The sequence below is a fragment of the Zobellia russellii genome, assembly GCF_044597075.1.
Classification (GTDB): domain Bacteria; phylum Bacteroidota; class Bacteroidia; order Flavobacteriales; family Flavobacteriaceae; genus Zobellia; species Zobellia russellii.
Map to the genome: position 1 here is coordinate 2,188,054 of NZ_CP139000.1, position 15,693 is coordinate 2,203,746.

The 15,693-nt window shown below is 39.3% G+C and carries 17 protein-coding genes; 7 read left to right on the forward strand and 10 right to left on the reverse strand.

The features are described 5' to 3' along the window. Positions 1-4 precede the first annotated feature (4 nt). Positions 5-1,462, forward strand: a complete 1,458-nt coding sequence (locus SJY45_RS08805; RefSeq protein ID WP_400074148.1) for a RagB/SusD family nutrient uptake outer membrane protein — start codon at positions 5-7, stop codon at positions 1,460-1,462. An 80-nt stretch (positions 1,463-1,542) separates the two neighbouring features. Here the strand turns inward: SJY45_RS08805 and SJY45_RS08810 are convergent, their stop codons facing one another. Together SJY45_RS08810 and SJY45_RS08815 are read right to left on the reverse strand one after the other, a co-directional pair. Next, positions 1,543-2,781: a hypothetical protein gene (locus SJY45_RS08810; RefSeq protein ID WP_400074150.1), complete on the reverse strand. Its 1,239-nt coding sequence runs from the start codon at positions 2,779-2,781 to the stop codon at positions 1,543-1,545. Beyond that, the gene (locus SJY45_RS08815; protein WP_400074151.1) at positions 2,781-3,248 is read right to left on the reverse strand and encodes a TlpA family protein disulfide reductase; all 468 of its coding nucleotides are present in this window, start codon (positions 3,246-3,248) and stop codon (positions 2,781-2,783) included. The genes SJY45_RS08810 and SJY45_RS08815 overlap by 1 nt, the downstream gene beginning before the upstream one ends. A gap of 274 nt (positions 3,249-3,522) precedes the next feature. Between SJY45_RS08815 and SJY45_RS08820 the strand changes: the two genes are divergently transcribed. The 3 genes from SJY45_RS08820 (at position 3,523) to SJY45_RS08830 (ending at position 5,433) form a co-directional block, all read left to right on the forward strand. Beyond that, positions 3,523-4,257: a M15 family metallopeptidase gene (locus tag SJY45_RS08820; RefSeq protein ID WP_400074323.1), complete on the forward strand. Its 735-nt coding sequence runs from the start codon at positions 3,523-3,525 to the stop codon at positions 4,255-4,257. A gap of 37 nt (positions 4,258-4,294) precedes the next feature. Continuing rightward, positions 4,295-5,059 carry a M48 family metalloprotease gene (locus SJY45_RS08825; RefSeq protein ID WP_215441322.1) on the forward strand — a complete coding sequence of 255 codons (765 nt, stop codon included), beginning with the start codon at positions 4,295-4,297 and terminating at the stop codon, positions 5,057-5,059. A 206-nt stretch (positions 5,060-5,265) separates the two neighbouring features. Further along, positions 5,266-5,433: a DUF6747 family protein gene (locus tag SJY45_RS08830; protein ID WP_317195445.1), complete on the forward strand. Its 168-nt coding sequence runs from the start codon at positions 5,266-5,268 to the stop codon at positions 5,431-5,433. Positions 5,434-5,541: 108 nt separating this feature from the next. Here the strand turns inward: SJY45_RS08830 and SJY45_RS08835 are convergent, their stop codons facing one another. Next, the gene (locus SJY45_RS08835) at positions 5,542-5,934 is read right to left on the reverse strand and encodes an ankyrin repeat domain-containing protein (RefSeq protein ID WP_400074154.1); all 393 of its coding nucleotides are present in this window, start codon (positions 5,932-5,934) and stop codon (positions 5,542-5,544) included. 340 nt (positions 5,935-6,274) lie between these two features. Here SJY45_RS08835 and gpmI point away from each other — a divergent pair, with 340 nt between their 5' ends. The 3 genes from gpmI to SJY45_RS08850 are packed head-to-tail and all read left to right on the forward strand — an operon-like array spanning position 6,275 to position 9,456. Beyond that, positions 6,275-7,792 (forward strand): 2,3-bisphosphoglycerate-independent phosphoglycerate mutase, encoded by a 1,518-nt coding sequence (gpmI, locus tag SJY45_RS08840; protein WP_400074156.1) that lies wholly within the window; start codon positions 6,275-6,277, stop codon positions 7,790-7,792. Positions 7,793-7,824: 32 nt separating this feature from the next. Further along, positions 7,825-8,643, forward strand: coding sequence for a type I methionyl aminopeptidase (gene map, locus SJY45_RS08845; RefSeq protein WP_400074157.1), 819 nt, complete (start codon positions 7,825-7,827; stop codon positions 8,641-8,643). A 42-nt stretch (positions 8,644-8,685) separates the two neighbouring features. Beyond that, positions 8,686-9,456 (forward strand): class I SAM-dependent methyltransferase, encoded by a 771-nt coding sequence (locus tag SJY45_RS08850; protein WP_400074159.1) that lies wholly within the window; start codon positions 8,686-8,688, stop codon positions 9,454-9,456. Here the strand turns inward: SJY45_RS08850 and SJY45_RS08855 are convergent. The 7 genes from SJY45_RS08855 to SJY45_RS08885 all read right to left on the reverse strand — a co-directional run bounded on the left by SJY45_RS08855 (position 9,453) and on the right by SJY45_RS08885 (position 15,692). Next, positions 9,453-10,463 (reverse strand): FAD:protein FMN transferase, encoded by a 1,011-nt coding sequence (locus SJY45_RS08855; protein WP_400074161.1) that lies wholly within the window; start codon positions 10,461-10,463, stop codon positions 9,453-9,455. The genes SJY45_RS08850 and SJY45_RS08855 overlap by 4 nt on opposite strands. Next, positions 10,456-10,824 (reverse strand): Na(+)-translocating NADH-quinone reductase subunit F, encoded by a 369-nt coding sequence (locus SJY45_RS08860; RefSeq protein WP_400074163.1) that lies wholly within the window; start codon positions 10,822-10,824, stop codon positions 10,456-10,458. Before SJY45_RS08860 ends, SJY45_RS08855 begins: the two co-directional genes overlap by 8 nt. Before the next feature lie 114 nt (positions 10,825-10,938). After that, complete coding sequence (gene nqrF / locus SJY45_RS08865) at positions 10,939-12,246, reverse strand: NADH:ubiquinone reductase (Na(+)-transporting) subunit F (protein ID WP_215911777.1); 1,308 nt, start codon at positions 12,244-12,246, stop codon at positions 10,939-10,941. A 2-nt stretch (positions 12,247-12,248) separates the two neighbouring features. Then, positions 12,249-12,995, reverse strand: coding sequence for an NADH:ubiquinone reductase (Na(+)-transporting) subunit E (nqrE, locus tag SJY45_RS08870; RefSeq protein ID WP_038235043.1), 747 nt, complete (start codon positions 12,993-12,995; stop codon positions 12,249-12,251). Positions 12,996-13,016: 21 nt separating this feature from the next. After that, positions 13,017-13,664, reverse strand: coding sequence for an NADH:ubiquinone reductase (Na(+)-transporting) subunit D (locus SJY45_RS08875; protein ID WP_289041714.1), 648 nt, complete (start codon positions 13,662-13,664; stop codon positions 13,017-13,019). Between the two features lies 1 nt (position 13,665). After that, entirely contained in the window at positions 13,666-14,415 is a 750-nt protein-coding gene (locus SJY45_RS08880; RefSeq protein ID WP_215441313.1) for a Na(+)-translocating NADH-quinone reductase subunit C, read from the reverse strand. A gap of 2 nt (positions 14,416-14,417) precedes the next feature. Then, positions 14,418-15,692, reverse strand: a complete 1,275-nt coding sequence (locus SJY45_RS08885; RefSeq protein WP_215441312.1) for an NADH:ubiquinone reductase (Na(+)-transporting) subunit B — start codon at positions 15,690-15,692, stop codon at positions 14,418-14,420. Between the last annotated feature and the right edge of the window lies 1 nt (position 15,693).

The window sequence follows — 15,693 nt, forward strand, 5'->3', positions numbered from 1 at the left end:
TCAGATGAAAAGTATCCAATATATAAAAATAGGCCTTTTGGCAGTCGTCCTTACAATCCAACAAGGTTGTAATGAAGATGTTTTGATCCAAGAACCAGATCACGTTATTTCGGAATCATTAGTGATTAATTCCGTAGAAAAACTTCAGGATTTATTGAACGGTTCGTACAGTGAAATTTCGGATGGTTCGTATTTAGGAAGAACCCTGTACAAAAGAGCGGCCGTAAAAGGCACGGATTTTAGATTTGTAAAAACTACGTTCAACCCAAGAGATTACGAGCAGACCGAATATCGTTACGAAGAAAGCAGTAACAACAACGGTAGCGCAGAAAGTATGTGGCTACAATGCTTCAAGGCAATTGGCAACCTCAACCTAATTCTCGATAACATTGAAACTGCGGAAGGCAACGATAACGAAAGACAACAAATTAAAGCACAAGCCCTAGCATTAAGAGGGATGATTTATTTTGATCTTACCCGTACCTTTTCTTACCCGTGGATACGTGAAGGTGCCACTGCTCAAGGAATGCCGCTGAATTTATCCTCTACCGAAACTATTACCGAACGGAGTTCACTTGGAGAAACATACGAACAAATCATTGTAGACCTTAACGCGGCCCTAAATGAAATCGAAGACAATACTTGGGAACAGGGTAGTACAAAGTATATGACCAAAAGTGGCGTTCATGCCCTTTTGGCACGTGTACACCTGTACAAACAAGATTGGGAGAACGCACTCACCTATTGTAAAGAGGTGCTTAGCGTAAAAACCGAAGCGGATTTAATGGATATTTCCACCTATATTTTTGATGATTATACTACGGAATCTCTTTTTGAACTGAGCATAACTACAGATAACTCGGTAGGAAGTAACGGCCTTGGAGCACAATTTGATTTAAGGGATGGAGGCCAAGGAGATGTCATTGCCACCCAAACTTTTGTTGACCTTTTACAAGCATATGAAGGCGACCCACGTGCCGCTTTGTTACTTGAGGATAAAGAAGGTACCAATGCCGCATTCGTAAAATACATTAACCGAAGTGGTGGTAGCGGATTAAGTATTCACAACATTCCTATTCTACGCCTATCCGAAATTTATTTGATAGCTGCGGAAGCATGTGCCAACGGGGCAACCGGTGGTGACACCCAAGCTTTGGCTTATTTAAACACCCTGATAGCTAAACGTACCACAGATTTTGACACCTATAAAGCAACAGAAACCGGCGAAGCCTTAAAAGCAAGAATTGCAGAAGAAAGAAGAAGAGAACTTGCGTTGGAGGGCCACGCAGTGTACGATTATATACGAACAGGTAAGAATATCAACAGACCTGAGTCCGACCACATAAACACGGGCGTAAACGTAAACAATCTTAATATTGAAGCTACATCGGCAAAAACCATCTATCCTATTCCTGCAAGCGAGATAGAAGCTTCACAAATGCAACAGACAAAAGGTTACTAAACACTATACCATAATTACCTTTTGAAAATAGCGGAGCAATGCTCCGCTATTTTAATTTTTAAACCCCCATGTACCCGGAACTAAAAATCGTTCAAGAATATGTAAGCAGTTTTTATGGTTGATAGGTCTTCGGTAACATCTGTCCATGCAAAATAAACCTTATCCCCAACTAAAGTCATCTGTGGAAATCCTGTTTTCCTAGAAGCACCAAGCTTACTCACAATAATCGCTTTTGACATTTCACCGGAACGATTCACCTTTGCCGTCTTAATCTGAGCTTCTTGGCCAACAGTCTCCATCCAACTAACAATAGCATTTTCCTTATCAAGTAAAATAAGGTCTACCCTACCCATAGTAGTGTTGTCACTAATTAGAATAGGAGCATCAAAATTTTCACCTCCATCCAAAGAAAAAACCAGTTTAACCTTTGGTTCATTGTTTACCGCAGTAAACCAAGCAACGGCTAGGTTATTATTAATAGCATCGGCCTTGGGGCCATTAACGGGACACCCGTTTATCTCCCATCCGTCATCAAAAATAAATTTAGGCTCCGTCCATTTTCCATTTACCTGTCTAGTAATGGCAATATCCCTTATTTCAGCATCCGTTCTATCCCTATACAAGACAACCGGGCCATTATCCGTAATTGCCGCTGTAGTTTGGCAGCAACTACATGTTTTGGCATCCAAAAGCACCTCATTACTGACCGTGCCATCTACTGCTACTTCCGCAGCGCGGATATTCATGTTACCTTCATGACCATGGCCTCCACCTCCGGTGTTTCTACCATCTAACCACGTAACAAAAAATGCATCTTCGTTATATGGCAACATGGTTACAAAACCGTGTTCCGTTTTAGTACCGTCCGTATGCAAGGGTAGATTCGTACGCCAAGAAACATCCGTATTAGACTTTAGATGTAACTGAATGTCATACGAAAAAGTTTCTTTGGAAGATTTCCTGAGTACATGCGATAATAAGTTTCCGTTGTTTTCCCCAATTGTTGGAAAATCGGCCCAATTAATAAACCAATCGGAACCCTGAACAATGGTTTCCGGTTCCGACCATTCGCCTGCAGATAATCGGGCATATTTAAACTCGGCCAAAGAATCATTTAGTTCATGAACCCATGACAACAAAGCCCCATCATTGGCAGTGAATAAACTAGGTAATGAACTACCGCTCTTTACTGGCGAAACCAGGGGGTTTACAATTTCCTTCTTGCTTTCCGTATTACTAACCTCTTCTTGTTTGGGAACCTCTTTACAAGAAACCAGCAAGACCATAATACCCATTGCGGCATACCCTACACTTTTCATTACTCTATAGTTTTTAATTTTTTGATTATTTCCGGTCTATCCCACGCAGTGGCACCTATAATTTCATGAACCTTTTCCCCAGATTCACTGAAAATAAAAGTAGTAGGAAGTGCGTGCACACTAAATTGGACCAATCCTCCTGCATACCTTAGATATTTAAATTTGTACGGTACGATCTGTTTAAACTTCCGAATTGTTTTCAAAGATTCTTCCGAAGCCAAAAGAATAACATACCCCTCTTTTTCCAAAACGGATTTAGCCTGCATTAAACTGGGCATTTCTTGAATACAGGGTTTACACCATGTAGCCCAAAAATTAAGTAAAATGCGTTTCCCTTTAAAATCGGACAACGAAACGGCATTCCCCTCCAAATCCATGAATACTGCCTCCTTTTGTTCAGTTACAACAGAAATCTCTTGACTTTTTTCGGCTGGATTCTTCTTTTTACCTATCTTCTTACAAGACATCGTCAAGAATAGACAACCTACTAAAAACATCAAACGTATCTTCATTCTTCAGTTACGGAATATATAGATTGTAAAGATACCTAAAGTCTGTAGCCTAGCGGAAGTCATTTTCTTAAAAATGGTACAGGAGAAAATAATTTTTAAATAGTAAATAGGTTCATTACACGATAAATGCACCTATGAACGTTATCAATGTAGCTACAATCTAATCTTGGCACCAAATTTGGGTATCTTTGTTTGGATTGTGAACACGATTAAATTCAAAAATGGTATGATGGAACGACGAGCATTCATAAAAAAAAGTGGAATTGCAGGCATTACTCTAGCAGCATTGCCCAATTTGGCATTCTCCAAAGATTTTGAGTATAGCATCTTAGAATTAATGGGCAAAACAGATATAAAGCTTTACGGAAAAGGCATAAACTTGCGCAAAGAGGCCCATGATGCTTTTATTGAAATGAAAAAAGCCGCGTACAGTGATGGCATTGATTTAAAAGTGGTTTCCAGCTACCGTAATTTTGAGCGTCAACGTTCTATTTGGGAACGTAAATATTTAAAATATACAGACGACAATAATATGGAACCTTTAGAGGCCATTGACAAAATTATAGAATACTCTACTATACCCGGCACCAGCAGACATCATTGGGGAACGGATATTGACATTGTTGATGGGAACAGAAATGTAAAAGGAGACATGCTCGTGCCTTCCAAGTTTGCCGAGGGCGAACCTTATGCCGATTTTAAAAAATGGATGGACGAAAACGCAAAGAGTTTTGACTTTCATTTAGTTTACACCGATGTTCCCGGACGAAGAGGGTTTAAATATGAGCCATGGCATTACAGCTACGCCCCAATTTCCGTACCTATGTTAACCGAATTTCGCAGAAAGAACATTTTGCAGTTGCTAAAAGATGAGGATTTTTACGGCAGCGAACATTTTACCGAAGGCTTCTTAACCAGCTATATTCAAGACAATATCTTGGATATCAATACCGAACTTCTGTAGGTCTTTTGTATATTGAGCTACAAAAGAACACTATACCATGCGAAGAGGAAGTTGGAAAATCAGGATATTCATTGGCTTGGCCATTGTTGCATTCGCCTTTATTAAGCGTTGTAGCAGCAAAGAAGAAAACCCATATACAGGAAGGGTACAGACCATAAACATGAGTGCCGAACAAGAGATTGCTATCGGTCTCCAAAGCACTCCGGAAATCGCACAACAATATGGCGGTCTTTATCCAGACGAAAAACTACAGGCTTATGTAGACCAGGTAGGCAACAAACTTGTACAAAACAGTATAGCGCGGGAAACTCCCTATCAGTATGATTTTCATTTATTGGCCGATGATCAAACCATTAATGCCTTTGCATTGCCCGGCGGCCCTATTTTTATTACCTATGCCCTATTCAAACAACTAAATGAAGCACAATTAGCCGGTGTACTTGGTCATGAAATAGGCCATGTTATTGGTAGGCATTCCGCAGAACGTATTGCAGAAAGTGAACATTGGCAATTACTTGCCACCGGTGCCTCCGTGGGTGCAGATGCAGGCAATCTTATTGGTGGTATTGGGCAGAACATTCTTTTAAAAAATGGTCGCGGCGATGAATTGGAAAGTGATGATCTAGGGGTTCTCCTCATGATGAATTCCGGCTACCAGCCAGAAGAAATGATCAAAGTAATGGAAATTCTAAAAGCGGCCGCAGGCCCAAACCGGGTTCCCGAATTTCAAAGCTCTCACCCTGACCCAGAAAATAGAATAGAAAAGATACAGGAATCCATAGAAAAGTACAAGAACCAATAAGTTTCTTAGAAAGTCTTCTAAAGCCTTTATTTTTATTTTACAAATCCCTTGAACGGTTGTTAAATTCGTTGAAATGCAAGGGCTTGTGTGCTAATTTAACTATCTTTACGGCTCCCAAATACTACCGTTGCTAACGCAGCAATTTAACTCCTTATAGCTTTTAAATTAACCGATGTCCCTAGACAAGACATCTAAAATAAAACTATATGGGAACACTATTGCATCTTAAAAATTTGTATACCGAAGCATTCGAGAACTGCAAGCCTGAATTAGTAGTATTACTTTTAAAGGTTTACTCGGTATTTTGTGGATTAATGTTGTTTATGGCTGTTTACGCGTTTGTACACAGAGCCCTGAACGGATTTGAATTTTAATTCGCACCGCTTTACCGCTCTTTTACGAGATACTATATGAAAAAAACCCGACCATATGTTTATGATCGGGTTTCTTGCTTTAAAGAGCAATTAGCTAATTCAAAATGTTTAGCTCCCTATAGCTGTTTCAATAACCCTTAGGGCATCTGTTGCATTGGAAAGTTCTGCGTATTTTTTAACAGAGTATCCTTTATCACTTTTAATTTTAAGATTAGCCCCGTTGGCAATCAAAAGTTCTAAAATCTCTGCTTTGTTGTAACGTGCGGCAAAAATTGCTGGTGTCATGCCCATAGATTTTTTGTTAACATCCTCTCCGAGCTCTATAAATTTCTTTACAGTATCAAAATCTCCCTGCATAATTGCTTTACAGAAAGAACTTAGTTCTACGGTTCTGAACATTTCATAAGTTGGAGTGTTCATGGTCGTAATAGTGTCATTTGCCATTATGGCGGAAGTTCCGACCAAACAGGCCGTTGTGAAGGTTAAAAACGTTTTTCTCATGATGAATGATTTAAATTGATGAATTGTATTTGATTGTATAAAGTAGACTGGAGAATTCAGATTTTGTTACAGGAAAAAACAGACGATAACTTAACTTTAACATTTAGGACGCCTAAAAAACTAAGTAAAACACTAAAAATTAGAAACTTAAGTTAAACCCTAAAATCATTTTTTATATCTAGTTAAATTACGGGCATATCCTATTTCCATTAAAAATACTCACCAATTTCTCTAAAATGTGGCATCTCTAACAAAGCTAAAATCACTTTAAAAAAGCCCTTTTATAATTGGCATTTCCTCTTAGATCACTGTACTTTTGAAAATCTAATTTATCATAGCCATGAACAAAAAAGTAATACTTATGATTCTTGATGGTTGGGGCAAATCACCCAATCCCGAAGTCTCCGCCGTAGATAATGCAAATACTCCATTTGTTGATTCCCTATATAAAGACTATCCAAACGCAAACCTTCTTACGGATGGTATGAACGTTGGCCTTCCAGAAGGTCAGATGGGAAATAGCGAAGTAGGTCATATGAACCTAGGTGCCGGCCGTATCGTATATCAAGATTTGGCAAAAATTAACCTGGCCGTAAAGGAAAACACTTTAAAAGATGAGAAGGTCCTAAAGGATGCTTTCACCTATGCAAAAGAAAACAACAAGCCCGTACATTTCTTAGGTTTGTTAAGTGATGGCGGTGTTCACAGTCATATAAATCACATAAAAGGTCTTATTGAAGCCGGTAATGAGTCCGGTGTAAAAAACATGTACGTTCATGCCTTTACGGATGGTAGGGATGTTGACCCCAAGAGTGGGAAAAAATTCTTGACCGAACTTAGTTCATTTGGCGCCGATAATAATGCCCAACTAGCCTCTGTAGTGGGAAGATATTTTGCTATGGACCGTGATAAACGTTGGGAACGCGTAAAAAAAGCATACGATGTTATGGTAAATGCCGAAGGCGAAAAGACTACGGACATTGCTGCTAAAATGCAAGAAAACTACGATAACGACATTACCGATGAATTTATAGAGCCTATTGTCATGACCGATAGTAATGGGAACCCTATTGCTAAAATTACGGAAGATGATGTGGTTATTTTCTTTAATTTCAGAACAGATCGTGGCCGAGAACTTACTGAGGTATTGAGCCAAACAGATATGCATGAACAGAACATGCACAAACTAAAACTGTACTACGTTACTTTAACCAACTATGATGCTTCTTACAACGGTGTTCATGTGGTTTACGACAAAGCAAATATTGAAGATACTCTTGGTGAAGTCTTAGAAAGAGCCAATAAGAAGCAAATACGTATTGCAGAGACTGAAAAATACCCACACGTTACTTTTTTCTTTAATGGTGGACGTGAGGAACCTTTTAATGGTGAACAGCGCCTATTATGTCCTTCTCCAAAGGTTGCTACATACGATTTAAAACCGGAAATGAGCGCTTATGAGATTAGGGATGCTATTATTCCCGAACTGAAAAAAGGCGAGGTAGATTTTGTTTGCCTGAACTTTGCCAATCCAGATATGGTAGGGCATACAGGTGTTATGTCTGCCGCTATTAAAGCATGCGAAGTAGTAGACGAATGTGCCAAAGCGGTGGTAACTGCAGGCCTCGAAAATGGTTATACATCCATTGTAATTGCCGATCACGGTAACTGCGAAACTATGGTCAACCCAGATGGTAGCCCTAACACCGCACACACCACTAATCCAGTTCCATTAATCTTGGTAGATAAGGACATAAAAGAAATTAAAGATGGTGTTTTGGGTGATATTGCCCCTACCATTTTGAAATTACTGGGCGTACCACAACCGGAATTAATGACAAGAGAAGCTCTTGTATAAAGAATACATCAATTATTTTTACCTTTGCCGCTATGATTAAATTAAAAACACCCGAGGAAATAGAACTAATGCGCGAAAGCGCCTTAGTCGTATCAAAAACTTTGGGCATGCTGGCATCGGAAATCAAACCAGGTGTCAACGCCCTATATCTTGATAAACTAGCAGAAGACTTTATCAGGGAACAGGGCGCTGAACCAGGTTTCTTAGGTATGTACGATTTTCCGAATACACTAAACATGAGCCCTAACGCTCAAGTGGTTCACGGTATACCAAATGCAGAACCTTTAAAAGAAGGTGATATAATTTCTGTGGATTGTGGTGCACTAAAAAACGGATACTATGGTGATCATGCCTACACCTTCCCGGTTGGTGAAATTGTACCGGAAACCGCAAAACTTTTAAAAGTAACCAAAGAATCCTTATACCTTGGTATTTCGGAATTTAAGGCTGGTAACCGCGTTGGCGATGTTGCTTTTGCCATTCAGAATTACTGTGAGAACCACGGGTACGGTGTTGTTCGTGAGTTGGTAGGACATGGTTTGGGCAAATCATTGCATGAAGGCCCGGAAATGCCCAACTACGGTAAACGAGGCCGCGGCAAGCAATTTAAGGAAGGTCTGGTAGTAGCTATTGAACCTATGATCAATATGGGAACCAGACGTATAAAACAGCTTAAGGACGGTTGGACCATCTTAACTGCAGATGGCAAACCAAGCGCGCACTTTGAGCACAATGTGGCTATTGTTGATGGCAAACCTGAATTGCTCTCTACGTATCAGTACATTTACGATGCTTTAGGCATTGAAACTGATGAAGAAGACAATTTCCGAAAGGAAAAATTGGTTCTTTAAGTTAGGGTGAACAAAGCTAATTTGTGCTAATTGATGTAATAGGTGTCCAAAATTTTCAAGTTTATTCTAAATGCCGTTCCTAGGCCCTTACTTATTAAACTAAGTTACCTGGTGAGGCCTTTATTGGGTTTATGGATGCGCGGAAATCGTTATGAGGACCCTATTGACGGTAAAAAATTCAAGAGTTTTCTACCCTATGGATATGAAAGCCCTAGAGAGAATGTACTGTCTCCTTTTACTTTATCCTTAGAAAGACATCGGCTGTTATGGCTCTATCTAAAAAACGAAACTAATTTCTTTACCAAGAGACTAAAGGTGCTTCACTTTGCACCTGAGCAGGCTTTTTATAAACGTTTCAGAAAACTTAAAAACTTAGAGTACATAACTACAGATCTTTTATCTCCTTTGGCAGATGTAAAAGCGGATATTTGCAACCTTCCTTTTGAGGACAATTCCTTTGATGTAATTCTTTGCAACCACGTACTTGAGCACATTCCAGACGATACAAAAGCTATGCAAGAGCTATACCGTGTATTAAAAAAAGACGGATGGGCTATATTGCAAATCCCTCAGGATCTTGAACGCAAAACCACGTTTGAGGACGATTCCATTACCGATAAAAAAGAGCGCACCAAAATATTTGGACAATATGATCACGTACGCATTTACGGCTGGGATTATTTTGAAAAATTGAGAAGTATTGGTTTTATTGTGGAGGAAGTAGATTACACAGCCACCCTTTCTCCCGAAACCATTGATAGGTATCGTTTGGCCAAAGGCGAAATAATCCCCTTAGTCAAAAAACCACTTTAATTCTTGGTCACCAACTCTTTAAAGCCAGGACTCATAAACTCATCTGTTTCCCCTTTTTCATTTGTAAAAATAAGATAAGCCTCAAGTTCGGGATTAAGGGTCAATACTTTGGACACCTGGTCCAAATCCATAGCCATGAACGAAGTAGCAAAAGCATCTGCCTTAGCACAATTATCCGCAAGAACCGTAGCCGCAAGTGTATTGGCATTTTTGGTGAAACCCGTTATAGGATCAATAGTATGTACATACTTGAATCCGGTGACCGGGTCTTTTCTAAAATGCCTGTAATTCCCAGATGACGCCAAGGCCCTATTCTCTAATCGGATGGTTGCCTTTAACTTTCTTTCATTTTCAACCGTTGGATCATCAATACCAACGATCCAAGGCTTTTGCTTTATTTGATTTTGACCCTTTGCAACCAGCTCCCCTCCTACTTCTAACAGATAATTCTCAATTCCATTTGCGTCCATTAACTTTGCCAATCGATCTATGGAATATCCTTTTGCAATTGCATTAAAATCAAAGTAGATGTTAGGGTCGGATTTTTTTATTCTATTTTCTGCTGTAAGTTCCACTTTATCAAACCCCACATATTGCAACAAACTATCCACACGGGTGCTATCCATCTGAATTTGCTTTTCTGGCCCAAAACCCCAAGCGTTCACCAGTGTGCCTACAGTAGGGTCAAAATACCCGTTTGTAGCACCATACACTTCCTGTGAGAGCTCAAAAACCTCTTTGAACATATGATCAACAACCAAAGTAGAATCGCCTTTATTGATCTTAGAAATGTCCGAAGCCGGAATATATGTAGATAATGAATGATTAATAACGTCAAAAACGGAGTCTACCTGCTTTTGAAGGTCCAGATTTTCCTTGGACAGGTATATTAGGTTATAGGAAGTTCCTAGCGCAGCACCGGAACTTTCATTTCGCACCATGCCGGATGGATTACCTCCACAGGAGCATAACAACAACATGCCAGAAAACAGTAAAAATCTATTCATCCTTTATTTCAATTAAACCGATATAATCCACAGCATAAGGCTCATTCAAGTACACCGGTAATTCTGGATTTTCAGCGTTAGAAAGTCCCACACCAGCGTAATAAGTCCTGGCTTCGTGCTTGTTCGCATGGTTCTTCATTTTTAACATAAGAGCCTCATCATACACATGAGGATTTTGTGGATATGGTACATGACGCACCACAATAAAATGCAATATTTTATCCTTTAGACAAACAAACTGCGGATTCCTTTTAGGTTCGCTATTGACCCCCATAAAATCATACCCTTTTGCCTCAAGCTCCTTGCCTACAATATTCATGGCTAGGTTATGCAGTTCACGCTCAGTTAATGGTTTTCCCATAACGCTAGAAAAATTAGATCAAAAAAAACCGATGCGTAAACATCGGTTTTTCTATTTATTCGTTTTGCTCGGGAGCCAGATTCAACCTGAACTCCTTTGACAATAAAAATCGTATTATCCACCGAAATCATCAAAGCGGATGTGCTCATCGGGAATACCAAAGTCTTCACCCATTTTTTGCACAGCTTTGTTCATCAATGGAGGACCACAGAAATATAATTCAATATCTTCTGGTGACTCATGGTGGCTTAAGTAGTTATCAATAACACAGTTATGAATAAAACCTACAAAACCATCTCCAGGAGCATCTATGTTCTCCTTAACCTTCCAATTATCCTCTTCTAACGGTTCGGACAATGCTAGGTAGAACTTAAAGTTTGGAAATTCTTCTTCAAGCTTATAAAAGTGATCCAAATAGAACAACTCTCTTTTTGAACGACCACCGTACCAATAGGTAACTTTTCTATTGGTCTTTAATGTTTTGAACAAGTGATATAAATGAGAACGCATTGGGGCCATACCTGCACCACCACCTACATATAACATTTCTGAATCAGACTCATTGATAAAGAACTCACCATAAGGTCCAGAAATGGTACATTCGTCACCAGGTTTAAGGTTAAAAATGTATGACGAAGCAATACCTGGGTTTACATCCATCCATCCATTTTTAGCACGATCCCATGGTGGCGTAGCAATACGTACGTTCAACATAATCTCTCTACCCTCTGCAGGAAAAGAAGCCATGGAATAGGCTCTTTCAACCGTTTCCGGGTTTTTCATAACCAATGGCCAAAGGTTAAACTTGTCCCATTCGGCTTGGAATTTATCCGGAGTCTCGTGTTCTTCTGGGTGTGCAGTAATATCTATATCCGCATATTTCACTTCACATTCTGGAATTTCAATCTGGATGTAACCACCAGCTTTGTAACCCATATCCTCTGGAATCTCTACTACAAATTCCTTAATAAAAGAAGCAACGTTATAATTACGCACTACTTTAGCTGGCCATTTCTTAATACCAAATACCTCTTCTGGTATGGTAATTTCCATGTCCTGCTTAACTTTTACCTGACAGGCCAAACGAGCACCAGCGTTCAATTCTCTTTTAGAGAAGTGAGGTGTTTCCGTAGGAAGCGCTTCTCCACCTCCCGAAAGAACATGACACTCACACTGAATACAAGTACCACCACCACCACAGGCAGACGGCAAAAACACTTTTTGGTTACCTAAAGTAGAAAGTAACGAACTTCCCGAACCAACTTCTATTTTCTTTTCTCCGTTTATTGTAATGGTAACCGGTCCTGATGGAGACAGTTTTTCTTTGGTGAACAATAAAAGGGCCACCAATACCATCAATAGTATCATAAAGGCGACAACGGTAATTAAAATCGTTCCTCCAGTGCTTGTAGCTAATAGCATATCTATTTGTTTATGGCGTCGTTATAAGAGACCTCTTTACTATCGATCTCTTCTTTATTTTCTTTCTCTTTATTTTCGGATACCTTATCGTAATCCATACGTTGTTCCTCCACAGGAGCAGCATCGTCACCTCCAGTTAACATACCTCCAAAACTTTGAAAACCGATACCCATTAAACCTGTAATGATAAAAGTAATACCCAAGCCTCTTAACGGAGCGGGTACATTTGAATATCTAATTTTCTCACGAATAGCAGCTATGGCCAAAATAGCCAGGAACCAACCAATACCAGAACTAACACCATAATTAAGTGCCAGACCTAAAGTTTGAATATCCCTTGCCTGCATGAATAGAGAACCACCCAAAATAGCGCAGTTTACCGCAATTAATGGCAAGAAAATACCCAATGAGTTATATAATGATGGAGAGAACTTTTCTACTACAATTTCTACCAATTGAACCATTGTTGCAATGGTTGCGATAAAAAGAATAAACGAAAGAAAGCTCAAATTGTAATCCGCATATTCAGGCCCTAACCAGACTAAAGCACCATCTCTTAATAGATACTGATCTAATAACCAGTTCAACGGTACGGTAACAGCAAGTACAAAGATTACAGCCGCCCCTAAACCTACGGCAGTAGCTACTTTTTTGGAAACCGCTAGGTAAGAACACATCCCCAAGAACACGGCAAATACCATGTTATCTATAAAGATGGATTTAAAAAATAATTCTATATGCTCTAACATAATTCTATCTTTTTACCTTAATTAATTATCTTCTACAAGTGCAGGATTTCTTGAGCGCTGTACCCATATGATAATACCCACAACAATAAGTGCTGCCGGTGGAATAATCATAAATCCGTTGTTCTCATAGCCTGTTGCGTACAATCCGGTTTTGGCAATTGGATCACCTAAAACTTTATACCCTAAAAGAGTTCCTGAACCTAAAAGCTCCCTGAAAAAACCTACGATTATTAAAATAACACCGTATCCCAGTGAATTTCCTATACCATCCAAAAAGGATCTCCATGGACCGTTAGCCAAAGCAAAAGCTTCAAAACGTCCCATAATAATACAATTGGTAATAATTAAACCAACAAATACGGATAAGGTTTTACTAAGCTCGTAAGCAAAAGCCTTAAGCACTTGATCAACCACAATCACCAAAGTAGCAACTACAATTAACTGTACGATAATCCTAATTTTTGAAGGAATAACATTTCTCATTAAAGAGATGACCACGTTACCTAAGCCCAATACGAACATTACAGCAACAGCCATTACAATCGAAGCCTTTAGTTCGGCGGTAATTGCCAAGGCGGAACAGATACCCAATACCTGAATAGTAATCGGGTTATTATCCGCTAACGGATCCGTTATTAAACTTGTATCTTTTTTTGTTAATAGTGCCATATTATTTTGCGCTAACGGTTTTTAAATAGTCTTTATAGAGATTTAGACTCTCTTTGATCATAGCAGAAACACCGTTACCAGTTATTGTGGCTCCAGCTAAAGCATCTACTTCATTATCATCCTTAGTATTGTTCAACGGGTCATTATTACCCTTTGCAACAGCAATACCAGCATATTCGGTTCCTTTAAGAATGCTTTCACCTGTGAAGTCATCCATAAAATAACGTTGCTTGATGTTTGCACCCAAACCTGGAGTTTCCCCCTTGTGATCAAAGTAAACACCTTGTACAACCATTTTATCATCCAAAGCAATAAAGCCCCAAATAGCATCCCAAAGCCCTTTTCCGTACATAGGAATGATGTAGTATTTTTTACCATCCTTCTCTCCTATCATTAAAGGAAGCTTAGGGGTCTCACCTTTTCCAGCGATTGCCATTTGCTTTTTCATATCTATTAAATAGGCTTCATCATTTTCAGTGATCTTATCACCTTCAATAACCAACTGCTCTTTAATATAGTTTTTAAACTCTCCCTCTACCTTATCGGTTGAAACAAAATTTACACTACCCTCATCAACATTATCGTTTACGCCCATGGCATAAAGAATGTTCTGTTGTTTTTCGAACCGTTCGTTCTCGGTAATTCTATCTTTTAAGCTCGAAGACATAAAAGCAAGAATAGACCCTACGATCACTACCATAACGGCAGCAAAAATAACGGTGTATGAATTTTTATCTGTATTGATTGCCATGATTATACGGTTTCTGCGTGAAGTTCATTTGCCTTGCCAGCTGAATCTTTTGGCAAGATGGTTGCATTTTTCAATCGTTTCATTCTACGTTTTACGTTTCCACGAACCACATAATGGTCAATTGTTGGTGCAAATACGTTCATTAAGAGAATCGCTAAGAAAACACCTTCTGGATACGCTGGGTTAAATACACGGATCATTACCGAAAGGAAACCGATAAAGAAACCGTAGAACCACTTACCACGGTTGGTCTGTGCACCCGTAACCGGATCGGTTGCCATATAGACAATACCAAAAGCCAAACCACCAACAATAAGATGCTGCCAAAAATCAAAACTCATTAAACCGTAAAATTTACTGGTTTCTCCAATCCAACCTGCATCAACTACGCCGTTAAATATCAAGCCCATTACCAAAGAACCTATAACGGCACTTAACATAATACGCCAGCTAGCAATTTTACTAAAGATCAAGAACAACCCTCCTAAAAGAATCAAGAATGTTGAAGTTTCACCTACTGAACCAGGAATAAAACCAAAGAACATATCAGAGATAGAATACGACATTTCCGCCCCTTTATTCTGTGCTAAATATCCTAATATAGTTTCACCTGAAATAGCATCTGGGCCACCAGCACGCTCAACAGCTTCATAGACCCAAACTTTATCTCCACTCATCCAAGTAGGATAAGCAAAGAACAAGAAAGCCCTAATCGTCAACGCTGGGTTAAGAATGTTCATTCCCGTACCACCAAATACTTCTTTACCGATTACCACACCAAAGACTACGGCTACAGCCAACATCCAAAGTGGTGTATCAATAGGAACGATCAACGGCACCAACATACCAGTAACCAAGTAACCTTCCTCTACCTCATGGCCTTTAATAACGGCAAAAATAAATTCGATCAACAGACCTACCCCGTAGGATACAACTACTAACGGAAGTACTTTTATAATTCCGATCCAGAAATTGTCCCAAGTAAGAAAATCGTTCATTAACGAAAATTCCGCAGGAAAACCGTTAATAGCCGAATAATGCTGATACCCTGCATTGAACATTGAAAAAAGCAATACCGGAACCAAGGCCATAATAACCGTGTTCATGGTACGCTTTAAATCATCTGCCGCCCTAACATGAGAACCCGAATGTGTGGTTTCATCTGGAGCAAACAAAAATGTGTGCAACGCATTAAATGCAGGAGCCATTTTTTTGCCCCTATAATGGTGCTTTAAAATGTGCAACCTTTTTTTGAAAGTCAGTTTTTTATCACTCATC